The organism is Achromobacter aegrifaciens (assembly GCF_902859735.1).
In the GTDB taxonomy this organism is placed as follows: domain Bacteria; phylum Pseudomonadota; class Gammaproteobacteria; order Burkholderiales; family Burkholderiaceae_B; genus Achromobacter; species Achromobacter aegrifaciens.
Genome location: NZ_CADIJY010000023.1, coordinates 29,571 through 49,299, shown reverse-complemented (window position 1 = coordinate 49,299; position 19,729 = coordinate 29,571). Strand labels below are relative to the sequence as shown.

General features: G+C 66.9%; 18 protein-coding genes. 11 read left to right on the top strand and 7 right to left on the bottom strand.

The genetic code is table 11. The annotated features are described in order from the left end of the window. The first annotated feature begins 28 nt into the window (after positions 1–28). Positions 29–988: a WaaZ-like lipopolysaccharide core biosynthesis protein gene (locus tag HV766_RS29630; protein WP_175182337.1), complete on the top strand. Its 960-nt coding sequence runs from the start codon at positions 29–31 to the stop codon at positions 986–988. A gap of 56 nt (positions 989–1,044) precedes the next feature. Here the strand turns inward: HV766_RS29630 and HV766_RS29625 are convergent, their stop codons facing one another. The 5 genes from HV766_RS29625 to HV766_RS29605 all read right to left on the bottom strand — a co-directional run bounded on the left by HV766_RS29625 (position 1,045) and on the right by HV766_RS29605 (position 6,807). Beyond that, positions 1,045–2,643: a DHA2 family efflux MFS transporter permease subunit gene (locus HV766_RS29625; RefSeq protein WP_125473729.1), complete on the bottom strand. Its 1,599-nt coding sequence runs from the start codon at positions 2,641–2,643 to the stop codon at positions 1,045–1,047. Beyond that, positions 2,640–3,833, bottom strand: a complete 1,194-nt coding sequence (locus HV766_RS29620) for an HlyD family secretion protein (protein WP_119451017.1) — start codon at positions 3,831–3,833, stop codon at positions 2,640–2,642. Before HV766_RS29620 ends, HV766_RS29625 begins: the two co-directional genes overlap by 4 nt. A gap of 22 nt (positions 3,834–3,855) precedes the next feature. Continuing rightward, complete coding sequence (locus HV766_RS29615; protein ID WP_175182336.1) at positions 3,856–5,277, bottom strand: efflux transporter outer membrane subunit; 1,422 nt, start codon at positions 5,275–5,277, stop codon at positions 3,856–3,858. A gap of 96 nt (positions 5,278–5,373) precedes the next feature. Further along, on the bottom strand, positions 5,374–5,880 hold the full coding sequence (locus tag HV766_RS29610; RefSeq protein ID WP_054458746.1) for a MarR family winged helix-turn-helix transcriptional regulator: 507 nt from the start codon (positions 5,878–5,880) through the stop codon (positions 5,374–5,376). A gap of 33 nt (positions 5,881–5,913) precedes the next feature. Continuing rightward, positions 5,914–6,807, bottom strand: a complete 894-nt coding sequence (locus tag HV766_RS29605; protein ID WP_054458744.1) for a DMT family transporter — start codon at positions 6,805–6,807, stop codon at positions 5,914–5,916. A 76-nt stretch (positions 6,808–6,883) separates the two neighbouring features. Here HV766_RS29605 and HV766_RS29600 point away from each other — a divergent pair, with 76 nt between their 5' ends. The 10 genes from HV766_RS29600 to HV766_RS29555 all read left to right on the top strand — a co-directional run bounded on the left by HV766_RS29600 (position 6,884) and on the right by HV766_RS29555 (position 16,112). Continuing rightward, a complete protein-coding gene (locus tag HV766_RS29600) occupies positions 6,884–7,861 on the top strand; it encodes a DMT family transporter (protein ID WP_054458743.1) in 978 nt (325 codons plus the stop codon). 71 nt (positions 7,862–7,932) lie between these two features. Continuing rightward, entirely contained in the window at positions 7,933–8,922 is a 990-nt protein-coding gene (locus tag HV766_RS29595) for a quinone oxidoreductase family protein (RefSeq protein WP_054458742.1), read from the top strand. Between the two features lie 176 nt (positions 8,923–9,098). Continuing rightward, entirely contained in the window at positions 9,099–10,610 is a 1,512-nt protein-coding gene (gene styD / locus HV766_RS29590) for a phenylacetaldehyde dehydrogenase StyD (protein ID WP_175182335.1), read from the top strand. Between the two features lie 68 nt (positions 10,611–10,678). Next, positions 10,679–11,560: a transporter gene (locus tag HV766_RS29585; RefSeq protein WP_175182334.1), complete on the top strand. Its 882-nt coding sequence runs from the start codon at positions 10,679–10,681 to the stop codon at positions 11,558–11,560. Between the two features lie 32 nt (positions 11,561–11,592). After that, the gene (locus tag HV766_RS29580) at positions 11,593–12,783 is read left to right on the top strand and encodes an amine dehydrogenase large subunit (protein ID WP_054458736.1); all 1,191 of its coding nucleotides are present in this window, start codon (positions 11,593–11,595) and stop codon (positions 12,781–12,783) included. Beyond that, positions 12,780–13,337, top strand: a complete 558-nt coding sequence (locus tag HV766_RS29575) for a MauE/DoxX family redox-associated membrane protein (protein ID WP_175182333.1) — start codon at positions 12,780–12,782, stop codon at positions 13,335–13,337. Before HV766_RS29580 ends, HV766_RS29575 begins: the two co-directional genes overlap by 4 nt. Before the next feature lie 11 nt (positions 13,338–13,348). Then, positions 13,349–13,987: a methylamine dehydrogenase accessory protein MauD gene (gene mauD / locus HV766_RS29570; RefSeq protein WP_054458732.1), complete on the top strand. Its 639-nt coding sequence runs from the start codon at positions 13,349–13,351 to the stop codon at positions 13,985–13,987. After that, on the top strand, positions 13,971–14,492 hold the full coding sequence (locus HV766_RS29565) for a methylamine dehydrogenase light chain (protein WP_054458730.1): 522 nt from the start codon (positions 13,971–13,973) through the stop codon (positions 14,490–14,492). The genes mauD and HV766_RS29565 overlap by 17 nt, the downstream gene beginning before the upstream one ends. Before the next feature lie 38 nt (positions 14,493–14,530). After that, positions 14,531–15,004, top strand: coding sequence for a c-type cytochrome (locus HV766_RS29560; protein ID WP_254593380.1), 474 nt, complete (start codon positions 14,531–14,533; stop codon positions 15,002–15,004). Between the two features lie 148 nt (positions 15,005–15,152). Then, on the top strand, positions 15,153–16,112 hold the full coding sequence (locus HV766_RS29555; protein ID WP_054458728.1) for an AraC-like ligand-binding domain-containing protein: 960 nt from the start codon (positions 15,153–15,155) through the stop codon (positions 16,110–16,112). Here the strand turns inward: HV766_RS29555 and HV766_RS29550 are convergent, their stop codons facing one another. Continuing rightward, positions 16,113–16,787: an epoxyqueuosine reductase QueH gene (locus HV766_RS29550; RefSeq protein ID WP_054458727.1), complete on the bottom strand. Its 675-nt coding sequence runs from the start codon at positions 16,785–16,787 to the stop codon at positions 16,113–16,115. It lies immediately after the preceding gene. 85 nt (positions 16,788–16,872) lie between these two features. Further along, on the bottom strand, positions 16,873–19,653 hold the full coding sequence (gene glnE / locus HV766_RS29545) for a bifunctional [glutamate--ammonia ligase]-adenylyl-L-tyrosine phosphorylase/[glutamate--ammonia-ligase] adenylyltransferase (RefSeq protein ID WP_175182343.1): 2,781 nt from the start codon (positions 19,651–19,653) through the stop codon (positions 16,873–16,875). Positions 19,654–19,729: the final 76 nt, after the last annotated feature.

Here is a 19,729-nt window from a genome sequence, read left to right as displayed (position 1 = left end):
GTCGCCGGCAAGGCCTCCAGGCCAGTCAATGGACGATTCCGTCTTTTCCTCCTCCGCTGCCCAGGTGGGCAGCGGACGGGCCGACCGTTTCGTGCGCAAGCTGTTTCGCGTGCTACGGTCGCGCACGCAGAGGCACAATCAACACTTGTGGCCTTTCGTCCGGATCTGGCGGGGCAGGTCGGGCGCCATCAGCGGTTTTCGAGCCTTTGGCAGGTCGCAGCCGGTCACGCCGCTGGCCGCGGGATACGATTCCGCCGACAAGGAAGTTCATCTGATCCTGAGCGGCCCGTCGGTTACGCAGATTCCATATGATCGGCTGGATATCCGGGCGGCGATGGGCGTGAACGGCGCCATCATGCTGGCGCGCAAGTTCGACCTGCCGTTCAAGTATTACTGCATCATCGACCAGAACTTCGTCCGCGAACGTATCGACCTGGTGCGCGAAATCGTGTCGCGCGACCTGACCCTGTACGTCTTGCCCGAGGTCTTGCGCTACATCATGCAGGGCTTGCCGCAGGAGTCGATCCGCTGCCGCATCTGCATCATCGAACTGATCTCCGAGCGCGCCTACCAGCGCATTTCCGCGCCGTCCGTGCTGCAGCGCATGGCGGCAGCCTCGCCCGACGTGCAGCTGCTGGACGCGAAACGGGGCATGGGGTTCAGCTTCAATGTGGAGCTGGGCGTATTCGACGCCGACACCGTGGCTTATGCGGCATTACAGGTGCTGGTATCCAGCGGCGCGCGCAAGGTCTACGCGCACGGGCTGGATCTGACGCTGCAGAACGGCTTGCGCTTCTATGATGAAGGGCAGACGCCCCAGTCCAGCAGGCTGGCGCGCAAGTTCGCGCAACTGATCGAGCCCTCATTCCGCTTCGCCGCTGCGCAATGGCGCGCTCGTGGCATCTCGGTGTTCAACCTGTCGCCCACCAGCGCCTTGCCGGCCGACGTCATCGAGCGCGCCGACTGGCAGGTCTTGCTGAAGGAATAGCGTTCTTGTGCCGCCAGGCCCTGGACGCAGATCGGTCCGGGGCCTGGCGCTACGCCTCAGTGGGCGCCGGCCGCCGCTTCGGCCGCGCCGCCGCCGCCCGCCTTGGCCGACCGGGGACGAGCGAACCAGACCAGGCCGGTGAGTGCCAGGAAGATGATCGCGGAGGCGTAGAACACGTCTACCGCGGACATCGTGAAGGCTTGCGCATTGATCAGTCCGTCCACCATCGTCAGCGCTTGCTGATGCGTCACGCCCAGCCCGTTCTGCAGCGTCGCCATGGTCTGGTCGAACGCCTGCTGGCCGGGCTTGGCGACTTCGGTGAGCTGCGCGTGATGCATGGTCGCGCGGTTTTCCCACAGGGTGGTGGCGATGGACGTGCCGAACGCGCCCGCGGTCAGGCGCAGGAAGTTCGACAGACCCGAGGCCGCGGGAATGCGCCACGGCTCGATGCTGGACAGCGTGATCGACGTAAGCGGCACGAAGAACGTCGCCATGGCCGCGCCCTGGATGATGGTCGGCACCATCAGCGTGCGGACATCGGTCTGGGTGTTGAAGCCGGAACGCATGAAGCACACCAGCGCGAAGATCAGGAACGCCACCGTCGCGATCTGCCGCGGATCGCGCGTGGCCAGCATCTTGCCGACGATGGGCGTCAGCAGGATCGCCAGCAGGCCCACCGGCGCGGTCACCAGCCCCGCGTAGGTCGCGGTGTAGCCCATGTTGCTTTGCAGCCATAGCGGCAGCAGCACCACGTTGCCGAAGAAGACGCCGTAGGCCACCGCCAGCGTCAGCGCGCCGACCGTGAAATTGCGGATCTTGAACAGGCGCAGATCCACCACGGGGTGGGCGTCGGTCAGCTCCCAGATCAGGAAGAAGACGAAGGCGACGAACGCGGTGGCGGCCAGCGCGATGATGGTGCCGCTGGCGAACCAGTCCAGCTCCTTGCCCTTGTCCAGCATGATCTGGAGCGCGCCTACCCATACCACCAGCAGCGCCAGCCCGACCTTGTCGATCGGCAGCTTGCGCGTGACCGATTCGCGGTCGCCATAGATGCGCCAGCTGATCCAGGCGGCCAGCAGGCCCACCGGCACGTTGATGTAGAAGATCCACGGCCAGGTGTAGTTGTCGGAGATCCAGCCGCCCAGCAAGGGCCCGGCGACGGGCGCCACCAGCGTGGTCATGGACCAGACCGCCAGCGCCATGCCCGCCTTGGACTTGGGGAAACTCGCCAGCATCAGCGCTTGCGACAGCGGAATCATGGGCCCGGCGACCGCGCCTTGCAGCACGCGGAACGCGATCAGCGCTTCCAGCGAGGGCGCAAAGCCGCACAGCCATGACGCCAGCACGAACAGCAGAGTGGAGATCAGGAACAGCCGCACCTGTCCAAAGCGCTGCGTGAGCCAGCCCGTGAGCGGCACTGTGATCGCGTTGGCCACGGCGAACGACGTGATGACCCAGGTGCCCTGGCTGGTGCTGACGCCCAGATCGCCGGAGATGGTCGGGATGGACACGTTCGCGATGGACGTGTCCAGCACGTTCATGAACACCGCCGTGGACAGCGCGATGGACCCGATGATGCGGGTCGCGCCTTCCAGCGGCGGGTGGCCGCCGGGCGGGGGCGCCGGCGCGGCGGCGGGCTGCTTGGCTGCGCTCATGATGCGAGGTTGGCCTCGATGATCTTGCTGATCATGGCGTCGACTTCGTCATGGGCCGGCTCGAAGGCGCGCGTCGACCAGGCCGGCTCCTTGCGTTCGGCCTGCGTCAGCGGTTCGCCTTCCTGCTTGCCCACGTCCACTTCCACGTCCATCGACAGGCCCACGCGCAGCGGGTGCTTCTTCAGGTCCTCGGGGTCCAGCGCGATGCGCACCGGCACGCGTTGCACCACCTTGATCCAGTTGCCGGTGGCGTTCTGCGCGGGCAGCAGGGCGAAGGCGCTGCCGGTGCCGGCGTCCAGGCCGGCGATAGTGCCGTGGTAGGTGACCGAGCTGCCGTACAGGTCGGCCACCATCTTGGCCGGCTGGCCGATGCGCATCTTGCGCAGCTGGCCTTCCTTGAAATTGGCCTCGATCCACACCTGGTCCAGCGGCACCACCGTCATCAGGGCCGAACCGGGCGCGACGCGCTGGCCGACCTGCACGCTGCGCCGGGCCACCACGCCACCCACCGGAGCGGGCAGCACGGTGCGCGATTGCGCCAGCCAGGCGTTGCGCAGGCCGGCTGCGGCCTGCTGCACGTCGGGGTGGTCGGCGACCGTGGTGCCCTGGGTCAACGCCTGGTTGGTGGCCAGCTTGGCGCGGGAGGCTGCCAGCGCGGCGCGGGCTTGCGCCAGGCCTGACTGGGCGGACTTCAGCGCGGCTTCGGCGTGCAGGATCTCTTCGCCGCTGACGCCGCCGGACTTGGCCAGTTGCTGGCGGCGGTTGACGTCGCTTTGCGCGCGGGTCAGTTCGGCCTGGGCGCGCAGGATGTCGGCGTTGCGCAGGTCGACGTCGGCGGCCAGGGCGTCGTTCTGGACGTAGATGGTGCGCACCTGGCGCACCGTTTGCGCAAGTTTGGCCTGGGCCTGCTGCAAGGCCACGTCGGTGTCGGCCGGGTCCAGGCGCACCAGCGGCTGGCCGGCGGCCACGGTTTCCGTGTCGTCGGCCTCGATGGCCACGACCGTGCCGGGCACTTGCGGCGTGATCTGCACCAGGTTGCCATGCACGTAGGCGTCGTCGGTGCTCTCGAAATGAGCGCCGAAGAGCGCCCACCAGATGCCGTAAGCGATCGCGATGAGGATGAAGGCGCCGGTTGCCAGCAGCAGCAGGCGTTTGCGGGCGGGATTGGCGGCGGGAGTGGCTGCGGTCATGACGTCTGAGTCCGGGGAGCGTTCAATGGGTGGAGTTCGTGGCGGGGGCCGGCTCGGCCGCGGGGGCGTAGCCGCCGCCCAGCGCATTGGCGAGATTGGCGTCCAGCTGATAGGCGCGGATGCGCAGATCGGTGTCCAGTCGCGCCTGTGTCAGCACGCCGGTCTGCGCAATGAGCACGGAGATGTAGTTGCCCATGCCGGCCTTGTAGCGCTTGACCGCCAGGTCATAGGCGGCGTCGATGGCTTCGCGGGCCTGGCGCTGCTGGGCCTTTTCCTGGTCCAGCAGGCGCAGGCCGTCGAGCGCATCGGCCACCTGGTGCACGGCGTCCAGCACGGTCTGGTTGTAGTCCGACACCGCGAGGTCGGCGTCGGCGCGCCGGCCCGCCAGGTTGGCGTTCAATTCGCCGCCGTGGAAGATCGGCAGCGTGACCGCCGGGCCGAAGCCGGCCATGCGGGCATCCGCGCCCAGCAGATTGCCGGTGCCCATGGCCTGGAAGCCGACGAACGCCGCCAGGTTCACATTGGGGTAGAACTCGGCCTTGGCGCTGTCGATGGCGTGGCGGGCGGCTTCGGCGCGCCATTTCGCGGCGGTGACGTCGGGGCGATGGCCCAGCAGGTCCAGCGGCACGTTGGCGGGCACGCCGCCGGCGGGAGCGGTCAGCGCCACCGGCTGCAAGGATTGCCCGCGTTGCGGACCGGCCCCGGCCAGCGCGGCGACCTGATTGCGCAGCTGCGCCAACGTGGTGTCGGTCTGGGTCAGTTCCACCTTGCCGGCGGCCAGCGACGATTCCGCCTGTTTGACTTCCACCTGGGTGTCCAGCCCGGCCGTGTAGCGGCCTTGGGTCAGTGACAGTACCTCGGCGCGTTGGGCCAGCACGCGGTTGAGCACGTCACGCTGGGCAAAGGCGTTCTGCAGATTCAGGTAGGCGCGGACCAGGGCGCCGGCCAGCAGATTGCGCGCCGCCTGCGCATCGGCCGCGGCGGCGGCTTGCTGCGATACGGCCGCTTGCAGGCGCGACCGGTTCTTGCCCCAGAAGTCCAGCTCATAGCTGAAGTCCAGCGCCAGCCGGTTGTCGCTGACGACCGAGCCGCCCATGGGAGCGGGGTAGATGTAGTCCTTGGACAGGTGTTCGCGGGTCAGCGTGTAGTTGGCGTCCACCCGGGGCAGCAGCGGGGCGCGTGCGATGCCGACGGCGGCATTGGCCTTGGCCAGGCGCGCTTGCGCCGCGCTCATCGAGGGGTTGTTGGCCAAGCCCTCGTCCAGCAAGGCATTGAGCTGCGGATCGCCATAGCGCTGCCACCATTGGGTTTCGGGCCAGACGGTGTCCTGGCTGGTGAGCCCCAGCTTGGCGCCGTCCAGCGCGGCCACCGGCCCGGAGCCGGATTCCATCAATGCGCAACCGCTCAGGGCCAGCACCAATACGGTAGTGAGAAGGCGTTTCATCCTGACTGTTTGCTGAAAGTAATTGATTGATCTGTATTTGCCTAGGCAATCATTATGCCAAATAAAACCCCGAAAGCCGGGGTTCGTTGGCGGACCTTAGCGGTTTGGGGGGGCTGACGAGGCGGAGCCGTTGGCGATCATCCGGCGCAGCAGGTGCTTGAGCTGCGCGACTTCGTCGCTGGAAAACCCGCGCAGGTGGTAATTCAGTACCCGCGCGATATTGGGCGGGATCGCGCGCGCCTTGGCCTCGCCGATCTCGGTGAGTTCGATCTTGACGACGCGGCGGTCTGTCTGGCACCGATTGCGGCGCAGCAGTCCCTTGGCTTCCAGCCGGTCCAACGCGCGGGTCATGGCGCCCGTGTCCATGCCTGTAAGCCTGGCGAGTTCAGCGGGCGTATCGGCGCGGCCCTGGAACACCAGCAGCACCGGACGCCATTGCATCGCGGTGAGTTCCAGCGGGGCCATTTCCTGGTCCAGCATCCGGTTCAGGGAATTGGAAACCAGTTTGATCAGGAAGCCGGCGTTTTCATCCATTACGCAGCTGGCGTCTGCGCGGTAATGGACGGGTCCGTCGGACGGAGAAGGGGGAGGCGCAGCAGTCATATGCGCCGAATTTTACTGCCTAGTCAGTTATTGTCAAGGCTGCGTTTTCGCCGCGATGTCCGGCTGTGCGGCGGGCGCCTGCTTGCGCAGGCCCGACCAGACGATGGCGGCCACGATCAGGGCGGCGCCCGCCATCATGCGCGGCGTGGGCTCCTGGCTGAATAGCGCCCACGCGAAGGCGATGGCGTAGACCGGCTCCAGCGCGATGACCAATCCGGCGCTGCGCGCGTTCAGCCGCGTCAGGCTGGACACGAACAGATAGTGCGACAAGCCGGTGCAGAAAATGCCCAGCAGCGCCAGCCAGAACCAGTCCAGCGCAGGCAGCGCAGGCAACTGGGATACGGCGAAGGGCAGCATTACCAACGCCACGATCAGGTTCTGCCAGCAGGCCACCTGCATCGGGTCCATGCCCGAGGCCGAACGGCGGTTGCTCAGCGCCAGCAGCGCGAAGCTCAGGCCCGACAACAGGCCCCAGGCCAGGCCGATGGTGCCCTGGTCGGCCAGGTCGAACGCGGGCGTGACCAGCACCAGGCCTGCAGTCACCAGGCCCAGCAGCAGCCATTCGGTCGGACGGATGCGTTCCCGGAAGAGCAGGCCCTCGAACAAGGTGATGAAAGCGGGGAAGCTGGCGAAACCCAGCGTGGCGATGGCGATGCCGCCGACTTTCACGGCGATGAAGAAAGTGACCCAGTGGCCCGCCAGCAGGGCGCCGGACACCACCAGCACGAACAGCTGCGCCGGCGTCAGGGCGCCCAGGAGCGGCTTGCGGCGCATGCGGGCGAACAGCCCCAGCGCGAGCACCGCGAAGACGGCCCGGCCCAGCGTGATCACGGCGGCGCTGGCCTGGATCAATTCGCCGAACACGCCGGTCAGGCCGAAAAGCACGGCGGCAACGTGGATGTAGGTGAGGGCGCGGTGTCGGGTCATGCGTGAGGCAGGCGTATGGCGAAGAAAGCGTGGGTAAAGGCGTGCGGTGTTTTTGCACTGAACATAAAATCATCGCATGAATCGCCTTGCCAAGCTTTCGCCGTCCTTCCGCCTTTCCAACCGCACCGCCGGTTTTTTCCTGGCGACCCTGGGCGCAGTCCTGTTCTCGGCCAAGGCCATCGTGGTGAAGTTCACTTACCGCTACGGCATCGACGCGGTCACCCTCATTGCCTTCCGCATGCTGTTCGCCATGCCGTTCTTCGCTGCGGTGGCCTGGCATCAGTCGCGCCGCGCGGCGCGCGGCGAAATCCCCGTGATGACCTGGAAGGAGCGCGCGCAGGTCTGCGTGCTGGGCCTGCTGGGCTATTACCTGTCCAGCTTTCTGGACTTTCTGGGGCTGCGCTACATCACCGCCAGCCTGGAGCGCCTGATCCTGTTCCTGTCGCCTTCGCTGGTGGTGTTGCTGTCGGCGTTCTGGTTCAAGCGCGCGGTCGAGCGCCGCCAGTGGATGGCCATGGCGCTGTCCTATGCCGGGGTGGTGCTGGTGTTCGCCCACGACCTGTCCTTCGGCGGCGGCGAGGTGCTGTTAGGGTCTTTGTTCGTTTTCGGGTCGGCCGCAAGCTATTCTGTGTACCTGATCTGTTCGGGGGAACTGGTCAAGCGCTTGGGGGCGACGCGCCTGGTGGCGTATGCCATGCTGGTGTCCTGCGTGGCCTGCATCATCCAGTTCTTTGCCGTGCATCCCCCGTCCATGCTGATCCAGCCTGCCGGGGTCTACGGGTATTCGGTGATCCACGCCACGCTGAATACCGTGGTGCCGGTGTTCATGCTGATGTGGGCGGTGGCGCTGATCGGCGCGCCCACCGCGTCGCTGCTGGGCATGATCGGGCCGGTGTCGGTGCTGTTTCTGGCGTCGTGGTTTCTGCAAGAGCCCATCACTGTGTGGCAGATGGCGGGGACCGCGTTGGTGCTGGCAGGGGTATTCGTGCTGATGGGGGGCGGGGCCGGCAGGCTGGCGTCCGCCAGGCAGGACGGGGCCCGGCCATCGCGTTGAATCTGGTTTTTCTCGTTCAGGGGCCGCAGACAGGCTCTCGTTAGCATTTTTTCCAATGAAAGGAGGCCAGCATGGCCAGCAATCTCGTCAAGGCAATTCGTATCGAGCAGCACGGTGGTCCTGAAGTCCTGAAGCTGGTCGAGGTGGAAGTGCCTCCGCCCGCCGCCAATGAAGTCACGATCGAGCAGCACGCCGCCGGCCTGAACTTCATCGATATCTATTACCGCACGGGCTTGTATCCCCACGCGTTGCCGCACGGCCTGGGCTTCGAGGGCGCGGGTGTCGTGACCGCGGTCGGCGCCGACGTCACGCATTTGAAAAAGGGCGACCGCGTCGCCTACGGCCAGAGCCCCATCGGCGCCTACGCCAAGGCGCGCAACGTTCCGGCCGCGCAGGTCGTCAAGGTGCCCAAGGGCATCGGCTTTGACGAAGCGGCGGCTTTGATGCTCAAGGGCCTGACGGTGCAATACCTGTTCCGCCAGACCTACCGTCTGCAAGGCGGCGAGACCATCCTGTTCCACGCGGCCGCAGGCGGCGTGGGCCTGATCGCGTGCCAATGGGCCAAGGCCCTGGGCGTGAAGCTGATCGGCACCGTCTCCAGCCCCGAGAAGGCCGAACTGGCCCGCGCCAATGGCGCCTGGGAAACCATCGACTACTCGCGCGAGAACGTGGCCGAGCGCGTGCTCGAGCTGACCGGCGGCAAGAAGGTGCCGGTGGTGTATGACGGCGTGGGCAAGGACACCTGGGAAACCTCGCTGGACTGCATCGAGCCGCGCGGCCTGATGGTGAGCTTCGGCAACGCGTCCGGCCCCGTGTCTGGCGTCAACCTGGCGACGCTGAACCAGAAGGGCTGCCTGTACGTGACGCGCCCGTCGCTGGGCCTGCACGTGAACACGCTGGCCAAGCTGCAAGCCGCCTCCGAGGAGCTGTTCGACCTGGTCCTGAAGAAGAAGATCAAGGTCCGCATCGACCAGCGCTACACGCTGGAGCAGGCCGGCGAGGCCCAGACCGCGCTGGCCGCGCGCAAGACCACCGGCGCCACGGTGCTGATGCTGGACTGATCCGACGTCCGCGATGCGCGGGCCCCACAAGGGCGCCGCGCCAGGCCCGGCACCGCGCTGCGCGTTGCCGGGTTTTTTTTGCCGTGCGCAGAATGACAAAACGCCATGCACGGTCCGACAAGCCTTCCGGGAAGGCCGTTGCTATCCTGGCTTCAACCATTTCGTTGGAGCTTCGAATGTCTTCAGCAAGCGCAAGCGCCGCCGGCCACGCCGGTTCTGACCGCCCGGAACTGGCCGCCATCCGGGAAGCCATGCTCATCGATGGCAAGCCGGTGCGCGAAGGACAAGGCGCGCCCATCGCCGTCCATGATCCGGCCACGGGCGACGTCATCGCCCATCAGCCCGACGCCGGGCCGCAGCAGGTGGACCTGGCGGTGCAGGCCGCCAGGCGCGCCTTCGGATCCGGTCCCTGGCGTGACATGCTGCCTGCCGGGCGCGAACGCCTGTTGCTGAAATTGGCCGACCTGGTCGAGCAGCACGGCACCGAACTGGCCCGTCTGGAAACCCTGAACAACGGCAAGCTGCTGGGCGTGGCGCAGGGCCTGGAAGTCGGGTCGGGCGCGCAGTGGCTGCGCTACATGGCGGGGTGGGCGACCAAGATCACGGGCGACACCCTGTCGCTGTCCATACCGTTTCCGCCGGGCGTGCGGTACAGCGCCTATACCTTGCCGCAGGCGGTGGGCGTGGTGGCCGCGATCATTCCGTGGAATTTTCCGCTGTTGATGGCGATCTGGAAGATCGCGCCCGCCTTGGCGGCGGGCTGCACCGTGGTGCTCAAGCCTGCCGAGGAAACGCCGTTGACGGCGCTGCGCCTGGCCGAGTTGGTGCTGGAGGCGGGCTTTCCGCCCGGCGTCGTCAACGTCGTGACCGGCCGGGGCGAGACCGCTGGCGCCGCGCTGGTTGCGCATCCCGGCGTGGACAAGATCGCGTTCACGGGGTCGACCGAAGTCGGCAAGCTCATCGGGCGCGCCGCGATGGACGACATGAAGCGGGTTTCGCTGGAGCTGGGCGGCAAGTCCCCCGTGATCGTGCTGGACGACTGCGACGTCGACCGCGCGGTGCAGGGCGCCGCGGCCGCCATTTTCTTCAACCAGGGCCAGGTTTGCACGGCGGGTTCGCGCCTGTATGTGCAAAAAGGCCTGTATCCCAAGGTCGTCCAGGGACTGGCGGACCTGGCCGCCGGCATGAAGCTGGGGTCCGGATTCGACCCCGCCACCCAGGTCGGCCCGCTGGTGTCGGCCCGCCACCAGAAGCGCGTCATGGACTACATCGGCCTTGGACGCAGCGAAGGCGGACGGGTGCTGGCGGGAGGAGGCAGCGGCAGCGGCTCGGGCTACTTCGTGCAGCCCACCGTTTTCGCGGACGTGCCGCCGGGGGCGCGTATCGTTCGCGAGGAGATCTTCGGACCTGTCGTGGTGGCGCAGCCCTTCGATACGCTGGACGATGCGGTGCGGCTGGCCAACGACAGCGCCTACGGCCTGGGCGCCAGCCTCTGGAGCAACGATCTCTCCCGCGTGCAAGGCCTGATCCCGCGCATCGATGCCGGCACCGTCTGGGTGAACACGCACAACATGCTGGATCCCAACATGCCTTTCGGCGGATTCAAGCAGTCCGGCATCGGCCGCGAACACGGCCGCGCCGTGCTGGAGATGTACCTGGAGCGGAAGTCCGTTTGCATCGCTTACTAGAACGATGAGCGCGCGGCCCAAGCCGGGAAATACCGGTGGCCGCGCTTTCATGACACCAAGGGGAAGACATGGCAGGCAGGACAGGTAGCCGGGTGCGTCGGCGGGCCACGCTGTTGCTCGCGTGCGCGGCAGCGTCGCAGGCGGCATGGGCAGGAGACCCCAGCGCGCGGGATTGGATACCCGCGCCGGTGGGCACCAATATCATCGCCGGGTATCTGGCGGGATTACGATCCTCGGGCTTGTATGCCGAGGGGCAGCGGGTGGACGGCGCGTCCGTCGACGTGAATGCGCTGGTGTACCGCCAGATGCACTATCGCGACTTCTACGGCAAGACGATGCAGCTCGAATTCATCGTGCCGATGTACCGGACCTCGCTGGACCTGCCGGGCGCGCCCGGCGACCACCAGACAGGCATCGGCGACGTGACGCTCGGGTCGGCCATCTGGCTGTACAACAACGAGCAGACCAAGACCTGGTTCGCCTGGGAGCCCTTTGTGGTGGCGCCGGTGGGCCGTTATGACGGTTCGCGTCCCGACGTGTCTCCCGGCAAGAACCGCTGGTCCACCATCCAGGATTTCGCGTTCGTGCAGGGCTTCGGCGAATCCACCTATCTCGAAGCCATCGCCGAGGTGGAGATCTACGGCCGCAATACGGACTGGTATGGGCAGACGCTGAAGAAGGATCCCTCGTTCCGTTTCTTCGCGCTGGCTTCGACCAACCTGACGCCCGATACCTACACCGGCATCCGTTACCGCTACGAGACGGGCGGCAAGGAAACCTCGTCCGGCGAGACCGTCGCCACGCGGGCGCGCAATCACCAGCTGGCCGTCGAACTGACGCATCAGATCAACGACGCCAACCAGATTCAGATGCAGTACATCCACGACCTGAAGGTCGAGAACGGACCGCGGATGCGTGGCGTGCAGTTGCGCTACGTCTATGCGTTCTAGGAGAACCGGACCATGAGACCAGGAGAATATCGATGAACGCGCCTAGCGCCAGAACATGCGCATCGCGGGCCGGACGGTGGGCGCTATGCGCCGTCCTGGCGGCGTCGGCGGGGCTAGCCCGGGCGGATCTGCCCGTGGAAGAGCTCAAGGGCGGCACACGCCTGCCGCCGGCCACGCCGCACCGGCTGTACGTGATGGATGCCGTCTTCAATCACCTGGTCGACAGCCGGGTCAACATCTATGACGGCGACTCCTTGAAGTTCCTGGGCATGGTGCCCGCGTCGTTCAACGGCCACATGACCGTGTCCGCGGACGGCAAGGACATCTACGTCATGACGACCTACTACGAGCGCTTGAACCGCGGCAAGCGTACGGACGTGGTGGAGGCCTGGGACGCCGAAACGCTCACGCCCAAGTACGAGGTGCCGATCCCGCAGAAACGCGCCCAGGCGCTGAATTACCGCAACTATCTGCAGCAGAGCACGGACGGGGAACTGCTGTTCGTGCAGAACGCCACGCCCGCGTCCTCGGTCACGGTGGTGAACCTGAAGACGCGCCAGTTCGCGGACGAGGTCACCGCGGCGGCAGGGTGCTGGAGCATCATCGTGCTGCCGTCGCGCCCGCGCAGCTTCGCCAGCATCTGCGGCGACGGCGCGCTGCTTACCGTGGACCTGGACCAGGCCGGCAAGCCGGCGGGGCAGCAGCGCAGCCAGCCCATGTTCGATCCCGAAAAGGACCCCATCTTCACGCACACCGAGAACCTGGGCGACACCTACTACTTCGTGTCCTACAACGGCAATGTCTACAGCGCCGACTTCAGCGGCAAGGACGCGGCTTTCGGCAAGCCCTGGTCCCTGCTGGACGCTTCGGGCAAGGACCAGGGCTGGCGCCCTGGCGGCTACAACCTGCTGGCCATCAACAAGGCCGCCAAGCGGCTGTATGTGGGCATGCATCCCAACGGCGCCGAGGGCTCGCACAAGACGCCGGCCGCCGAGATCTGGGTCTACGACCTGGCCACGCACAAGCGGGTGGCGCGGGTGCCGGGCCAGAATGCCTTGTCGATGTCGGTCTCGCAGGACGACCAGCCGCGCCTGTACACGATCGACGGCGGCAACGTGAACGTCTACGACGCCGCGCCGGCCGCGCCGGTCCTCAAGGGCACGATCCAGGCCGCCGGCGAAACCGCGCTGCAGGTCGAACCGCAACCGCGAGGTGCGCGATGAACGATCCCGTGCTGCTGTATGCCGCGAGCGCGGCGCTGGCCTGCGTGCTGCTCCTGGGGGCGCTGGAAAAGTTGAGGGACATGGCGGGCTTCGCCGCTATCGTGTCGGCCTACCGCATCCTGCCGGCGGGGTGGAGCGGCGCGTTCGCGTGGCTCTTCGTGCTGGGCGAAGCGCTGTCCGGCGCCTTGCTGCTGGCGCCGGCACGACAGGCGGCGGGCGCGCAACTGGCGCTGCTGGTGTTGGCGGCGGCGACGCTGGCGCTGGCCTTCAATCTGCTGCGCGGGCATCGCGACATCGATTGCGGCTGCGGCGGCCCCGCCGCCGGCAGGCCGGGGCGCGGCGCGCAGCGTGGCGGGCTGTCGTGGTGGCTGGTGCTGCGCAACGCGGCGCTGGCGCTGTGGACTGCGCCCGCGCTGATCTCCGCGGCGGGCCAATCGCGCGGTCTGCAGTGGGCCGACTCCGCCGCCGTCTTCGGCCTGGCGATGGCTGCCGTGGGCCTGTACTTCAGCGCCAATCACCTGTTGGCCTCCCATCTCAAATTGCGCAATCTCTGAAGGAAACTCACATGGATGCCTTGATCATTTCCAATTTTCTGTTGTGGGGCGTGGTGCTCTGCCTGGTGCTGGTCATCCTGGCGCTGTCGCGGCAGATCGGCGTGCTGTACGAGCGCGTGGCGCCGATGGGGGCGCTGACGATGGACAAGGGCCCTGGCGTGGGCGAGCCCGCTCCGCGCTTCGAACTGCCGGATCTGCTGGGTCGCCGTATCGTCATCGGCGAACGCGGCCAGCACAGCCAGCTGCTGTTCTTTCTTTCCCCGACCTGCCCGGTTTGCAAGAAGCTGCTGCCTATCCTCAAGTCGGTGGCCAGCACGGAAAGCGCCTGGCTGCGCATCGTGCTGGCCAGCGATGGCGAAATGCCCGAGCACCTGGCGTTCTACAAGCAGGCGGGCCTGGAGCGTTTTCCGTACTTGCTGTCGACCGAACTGGGCATGAAGTTCCAGATCAGCAAGCTGCCCTATGCCGTGCTGATCGATGAAACCGGAACCTTGCGCGCCAAGGGCCTGATCAACTCGCGCGAACAGCTCGAAAGCCTGTTCACCGCGAAGGAGCTGGGCGTGGCTTCGGTGCAGGAATTCCTGGCCGCCGGCGCGTTGGAAGAAACCCGGATTTCCCGCAAGGAGAGCGGCAATGCAATGGCTGGATAAACTCGCGGAGCGCGCCGCGCGCTCGGTTGCGCACACCACTTCCCGGCGCAGCGTGCTCAACCGCATCGGCCGGGCGCTGGTTGGAACGGCATTCCTCATGCCGGTGCTGCCGGTGGCGCGGTCAGCGCCCGCTGATCCCAAGAAACCGCAGATGGACGACACGGCGTGCGACTACTGGCGCTATTGCGCGGTGGACGGCTTTCTGTGTTCATGCTGCGGCGGCAGCATGACGTCCTGCCCGCCTGGCACCTCGCCTTCGGCCGTGTCGTGGGTTGGCACCTGCCACAATCCGCTGGACGGCAAGGACTACCTGATCAGCTACAACGATTGCTGCGGCAAGGCTGCTTGCGGCAAATGCATGTGCGCATCCGCCGAGCGCGAGCGGCCCGGCTATCAGATGTTCCTGCACAACGACGTGAACTGGTGCATGTCCAACGAGTCCTCCATCTTCCACTGCACGACCTCGGTGATCGTGGGCCTGGCCAAGCCGAAGCCGAAATCATGAGGCCAGAAGGGCGACCGCCATGGCGCGGGTGGCGCGGGTTGTGCGCCGCCGTCCTGCTCTGCGTGGGCCGGACGGCCGCGGCGGAGCAGGCGGCCGCCGACGCCGACAGGCTGCGTTTGGCCGTCCGCGCCGACTACGTGCTGCAATGCGCGGGCTGCCATCGCGTGGACGGCCGTGGCAGCGGCCGCCACGGCATTCCTGATTTCCGCAATTCGGTGGGCGCGTTCGTGCATCTGCCGCAGGGCCGCGAGTATCTGGTCCGCGTGCCGGGCGCCGCCCAATCGCAGCTCAGCAATGCCGAACTCGCGGCCGTGCTGAACTGGGTGGTGCGGGAATTCAGCCCGGCGCAGTTGCCGGCGGATTTCCGGCCGTACACGGAACAGGAAGTCGCGCAGGTCCGCCCGCGCCGCTACGAGGACGTGGTGCCGGTGCGTCATGGACTGGCTCAGGCGCTGGCGCGGCTCGGCTTCCAGTTGGCCGACTATTCTTATGGCAGCGACAGAAAACCGTAGAGGAACAGGCACTTAGGGGTTGTCACCGATACTCCCTGGCGCCGACCGATGCTAGAAAGAGGCAGCATTCCATTCAACGCTGTAGCTGTGTCGCCAGGCAGGCCGTTCCAGGCAAACAGGCACGCCGTTTCGAGACGCCGGAGTCGCCATGTCCCCATCCCTTCTGCGCAGCGAGCCCAGGCACTTCCTGGACTGCGCAAGCTGGCAGGAAAATGTCAGCGATACCTTCGTTCCCCTGGAAGTGTCCGCGGTGTTTCCGGCCCGTTTCCGCAATAGCGTGGCGGTGGATTCGCTGGGCTGGATGCAGGTCTGCGAGTTGCGCAGCAGCGCCCAGCGCGTGCGCCGCAGCAAGCTGCTGGCCAACCGTTCCGAGTCGTCCGGCTACAAGGTGACGCTGCAGCTCGCTGGCCGCAGCGAGATCCGCCAGTCGGGGCGCAGCGCCTTGCTGGTACCGGGCGAATGGAGCATCTACGACACCACCCGGCCGTACGAAGTCGACGTCGACGATGGCGCGCACTTCCTGGTCATGCAGGTGCCCGGCAAGCATTTCGAGGCCTGGCAGTCTTTCATGCAGAATGCCGTGGCGCGCAGCTTCAGCGCGCGCCAGGGTTGCGGGCGCATGGCGATGGACCTGCTGCGCGTGGCGCTGACCGAGCACGCGCATCTGTCCGAAAGCGCCTCGCGCGATGCCGCCAATGCGGTGCTGCAGATGATGGGACTGGATATCAGCGAGCGGGCAGGCGGGCAGGCCGAACATGACCAGGCCGAACTGCGGCAGGCGCAATTGCGCCGGGTGCAGCAGCACATGCTTGAAAACCTGCATGATCCGGCGCTGTCGCCAGCGGCCGCCGCAGCGGCCTTCCGGATGTCGCGCCGCTATTTGTACAACCTGTTCGCGCAGGCTTCCACGACCCCGGCCGATTTCATCCTCAGCGCGCGGCTGGAGCGTTGCTGCGATACGCTGTGCGACCCCGCTCAGGCGGCGCGGCCGATAGGCGACATCGCCTACAGATTCGGGTTCTCAGATGCGGCGCGTTTCAGCCATGCGTTTCGCAAGCGTTTCGGCGTGTCGCCGTCGGAATACCGGCGCCATGGACGCCCGTCCTGATCAGAGCTGTTCCTCGTTGATCAGGTCTTCCTTGCCGTAGAACTTCACGCCGATGTGGATGCGTTCGCGGCCCTGCGAGCGGCGATGGCGGTTGGTGTCGCGCAGCGAATAGACGCAGCCGCAATATTCCTGCTGGTAGAAGTTTTCGCGCTTGCTGATTTCGATCATGCGGGCCGAGCCGCCGCCCTTGCGCCAGTTGTAGGTCCAGTAGATCAGATCGTCGTAGCGCGCCGCGGCGCGTTCGCCACAGCCGTTGATCTGGTTCATGTCCTTCCAGCGCGAAATGCCCAGCGAGCTGGTGATGGTGTCAAAGCCATGCTCGTGCGCGTAGAGCGCCGTGCGTTCGAAGCGCATGTCGAAGCAGGCCGTGCAGCGCTCGCCGCGTTCGGGAGCGTTTTCCATGCCCTTGACGCGGTCGAACCAGTTGTCCATGTCGTAGTCGGCGTCGATGAATTCGATGCCGTGCTGCTCGGCGAAGCGGATGTTCTCCTGCTTACGGATTTCGTACTCTTTGACCGGGTGGATGTTCGGGTTGTAGAAGTAGATGGCGTAATCGATGCCTGAGGCGGTCATCGCTTCCATGACTTCGCCGGAACAGGGCGCGCAGCACGAGTGCATCAGCACCTTGCGGCGGCCGGCGGGCAGGTCGAGTTTGGGGCGCACGAGTTCGGACATGGCTTGCAGGAAACAAATAAGGCGGAAAACTCCTTATTTTACGCTGAGTTGCCGCTGAAGGGTGCGCCCCCGTCCCCCAATACGCTCAGCCCAGCACGGCATCCCAGAGCTCGCGCACGGCGGCGCGCTCTTCCTGCAGCTGGTCCTGCGGGACGCGCGCCTTTTCCACCCCCTGCAGGCGCATCTGGTGCTGGACGCGGCGCAGGGTGCGGTAGGCGTCGCCGGCGCGCGCGGCCAGTTCGGGAGCAATCAGGCCCGCCTCGCCGGACAGGCGCAGCAAGGCGATATTGCCCAGGTTGCGCACCAGCACCGGATGCGTGCCCGAATGGCACAGCACCAGGTATTGCGTGACGAACTCCACGTCGACCATGCCGCCGCGGTCGTGCTTCAGATCGAACAGCGGGCTGCTGTTGGGGTGGCCAGCATTGATCTTTTCGCGCATCGCCAGCACTTCCTCGCGCAGTCTGGCGGCGTCGCGTGGCAGTACCAGGATGTCTGCGCGGATCTGCTCGAAACGCGCGCCGACGCTGGCGTCGCCCGAGGCGTAGCGGGCGCGGGTCAGCGCCTGGTGTTCCCAGGCCCAGGCGTGCTTGTGCTGGTATTGCTCGAATGCTTCCACGGACACCGCCAGCAGGCCGGCGTCGCCGTCCGGCCGCAGGCGCAGGTCGACTTCGTACAGGCGGCCCGAAGAGGTCATGGTCGAGAGCCACGACGTCATTCGCCGGCCCAGCTTTGCGTAGACCTCGGCGGCGTCGTCGCGCGGGTCGTCGAACAGGAACACCAGGTCCAGGTCCGAGGCATAGCCCAGTTCCTTGCCGCCCAGCTTGCCGTACGCGATGACGGCGAAGCGCGGTTCGGCGCCCTCGGCCTTGTTGACCAGCGGCCAGGTGCGGTGGATGGTTTCGGTCAGCAACAGGTCGGCCAGCGCGGACAGCTGGTCGGCCAGCTTCTCCACGGTGAGTTCGCCTTCCAGATCCTGCGCCAGCAATTGGAAGCTGGCCTGGCGCTGCATGTCGCGCATCAGGTTCATCTGGCGCTCGATGTCCGGATCGCCGTCGGGCAGCCGGCAGGCGTCCAGGTCGGCGGTCAGCTGGCGCGCGATCTGGCCGAAGTCCAGCGGCTCGAACAGGGTGCGCCAATCGATCAGGCTGTCCAGCAGCAGAGGGTGCTGGGTCAGGTATTGCGCGGCCCAGGGGCTGGCGGCGACCATGCGCGCCACGCGCGCCAGGGTGTCGGGGTATTCGGCCAGCAGGGCCAGGTAGGCGCTGCGCTGGGCGATTTTCTCGATCAGGTCGAACAGCCGCACCGTGGCTTGCAGCGGGGCTGGGGTTTGCAGGGCCGCTCGCAGGGCGGCCGGCAGCAGCGCGTCCATGCGCTTGCGGCTGCTCTCGGGCAGACTGCGCACCCGGTGGCTGCCCAGCAGGGTCTCGGTACGGCGCAACAGGTCCTGCGCGTCGTCGCCGAAGGCCTGGCTGATTTGTTCGGCGAGCTCGCAGCTGCTGTCTGGCTCGTCCGGGCCGGACCCGGGGTCGGTGGCGCCGGGCGCGGGCGCCGGCACTTCGGCGTCGCCCATGCCCACCAGCCGGAACACGTTGCGGAAGGTCTGCGAGACGAATTGGCGGTGCGCGGCCAGCGTGCTTTCGAAGTCAGCGGGGCTCATTCCCAGCGCTGCGGCCAGGCCGGCGCGTTGTTCGGGGTCGCCCGGCAGCAAATGGGTCTGGGCGTCCTCGCGGTATTGCAGGGCATGCTCGGTGCGGCGCAGGTAGCGGTACGCCTCTTCGAGCCGGCGCGCGTCTTCCTCGGGCACCAGGCCGGCGGCGCTCTCCGCGTGCAGCGCTTCCAGCAGGCCGCGTTTTTGCAACGCGGGCATGCGGCCGCCGCGGATCAACTGGGCAAGCTGCACCACGAATTCGATTTCGCGGATGCCGCCATCGCCCAGCTTGATGTTGTTGGCGCTGTCGATGCCGTTGCGCGCGCTGGCGCGCCGCTGCCAATCCTGGCGGATGCGTTCGCGCAGGGCGCGCAGGGCCGAGAGCGCATCGAAGTCGAAATACTTGCGATAGACGAACGGCACGCGCAGGCTTTCCAGCTGGCGCGCCTGGGCGGCGCTGTCGCTGCCTTCGAAGGCCTGGGCCGGGATCAGCCGGGCCTTGAGCCAGGCGTAGCGTTCCCATTCGCGGCCCTGGCCGATCAGGTAGTGCTCCAGCGCGTCCAGGCTCCAGGCCAGGGGACCGGCGTCGCCGTCGGGGCGCAGGCGCAGGTCGGTGCGGAACACCTGGCCGTTGGCGTCGACTTCGGACAGCACCGGCATCATGCGCCGCGTCAGGCGGCCGTAGAACTCGTGATGGCTGATGCGGCGCGGACCGTCGGTTTCGCCTTCTTCGCCGTACAGCATGATCAGGTCGATGTCGGACGAGACATTCAATTCGCAGCCGCCCAGCTTGCCCATGCCCACTATCAGCATTTCCTGCGGCTGGCCGGTGGCCGGATCGCGCGGCACGCCATGCACGGCGGCGAGGTCCGCCGCCACGCTGCGATAGGCCGCGGCCACCGCGGTGTCGGCCAGCGCGGTCATGGCGCCCACGACTTCTTCCAGATCGGCGTGGCCGGTCAGGTCGCGCACGATGAGTGTGTTGAAGACCCGTTCGCGCAGCTTGCGCAGCACCATGCGGCAGACCTCCACGGGTAGCGTCTCGCCTGCCTGCGGTCCGGCCAGCTCCGCCTGCCAGCGCGCGATCTGCGCGGGCGTGACGGGTTCGCGCACGGCATCGTTCAGCCAGGCGGCCAGATCCGGGTGGGCATCCAGGCGGCGGCGCAGATGGCCGGACCAGGCGAGGGCGGGGGCAAGCGTAGAGGGCGTGGACATGGCGAAAGGGGCGGCGCGATGGGCGCGTTTCAGGTATAAGTGGGGACGATACTGCAAGACCTCTTCTCCTGCCCAC

What these genes read in the sequence shown, in the direction of transcription:
- HV766_RS29630 (WP_175182337.1), top strand. Translation starts at nt 29, where the DNA reads ATGGACGATTCCGTCTTTTCCTCCTCCGCTGCCCAGGTGGGCAGCGGA.
- HV766_RS29625 (WP_125473729.1), bottom strand. Translation starts at nt 2,643, where the DNA reads ATGAGCGCAGCCAAGCAGCCCGCCGCCGCGCCGGCGCCCCCGCCCGGC.
- HV766_RS29620 (WP_119451017.1), bottom strand. Translation starts at nt 3,833, where the DNA reads ATGACCGCAGCCACTCCCGCCGCCAATCCCGCCCGCAAACGCCTGCTG.
- HV766_RS29615 (WP_175182336.1), bottom strand. Translation starts at nt 5,277, where the DNA reads ATGAAACGCCTTCTCACTACCGTATTGGTGCTGGCCCTGAGCGGTTGC.
- HV766_RS29610 (WP_054458746.1), bottom strand. Translation starts at nt 5,880, where the DNA reads ATGACTGCTGCGCCTCCCCCTTCTCCGTCCGACGGACCCGTCCATTAC.
- HV766_RS29605 (WP_054458744.1), bottom strand. Translation starts at nt 6,807, where the DNA reads ATGACCCGACACCGCGCCCTCACCTACATCCACGTTGCCGCCGTGCTT.
- HV766_RS29600 (WP_054458743.1), top strand. Translation starts at nt 6,884, where the DNA reads ATGAATCGCCTTGCCAAGCTTTCGCCGTCCTTCCGCCTTTCCAACCGC.
- HV766_RS29595 (WP_054458742.1), top strand. Translation starts at nt 7,933, where the DNA reads ATGGCCAGCAATCTCGTCAAGGCAATTCGTATCGAGCAGCACGGTGGT.
- styD (WP_175182335.1), top strand. Translation starts at nt 9,099, where the DNA reads ATGTCTTCAGCAAGCGCAAGCGCCGCCGGCCACGCCGGTTCTGACCGC.
- HV766_RS29585 (WP_175182334.1), top strand. Translation starts at nt 10,679, where the DNA reads ATGGCAGGCAGGACAGGTAGCCGGGTGCGTCGGCGGGCCACGCTGTTG.
- HV766_RS29580 (WP_054458736.1), top strand. Translation starts at nt 11,593, where the DNA reads ATGAACGCGCCTAGCGCCAGAACATGCGCATCGCGGGCCGGACGGTGG.
- HV766_RS29575 (WP_175182333.1), top strand. Translation starts at nt 12,780, where the DNA reads ATGAACGATCCCGTGCTGCTGTATGCCGCGAGCGCGGCGCTGGCCTGC.
- mauD (WP_054458732.1), top strand. Translation starts at nt 13,349, where the DNA reads ATGGATGCCTTGATCATTTCCAATTTTCTGTTGTGGGGCGTGGTGCTC.
- HV766_RS29565 (WP_054458730.1), top strand. Translation starts at nt 13,971, where the DNA reads ATGCAATGGCTGGATAAACTCGCGGAGCGCGCCGCGCGCTCGGTTGCG.
- HV766_RS29555 (WP_054458728.1), top strand. Translation starts at nt 15,153, where the DNA reads ATGTCCCCATCCCTTCTGCGCAGCGAGCCCAGGCACTTCCTGGACTGC.
- HV766_RS29550 (WP_054458727.1), bottom strand. Translation starts at nt 16,787, where the DNA reads ATGTCCGAACTCGTGCGCCCCAAACTCGACCTGCCCGCCGGCCGCCGC.
- glnE (WP_175182343.1), bottom strand. Translation starts at nt 19,653, where the DNA reads ATGTCCACGCCCTCTACGCTTGCCCCCGCCCTCGCCTGGTCCGGCCAT.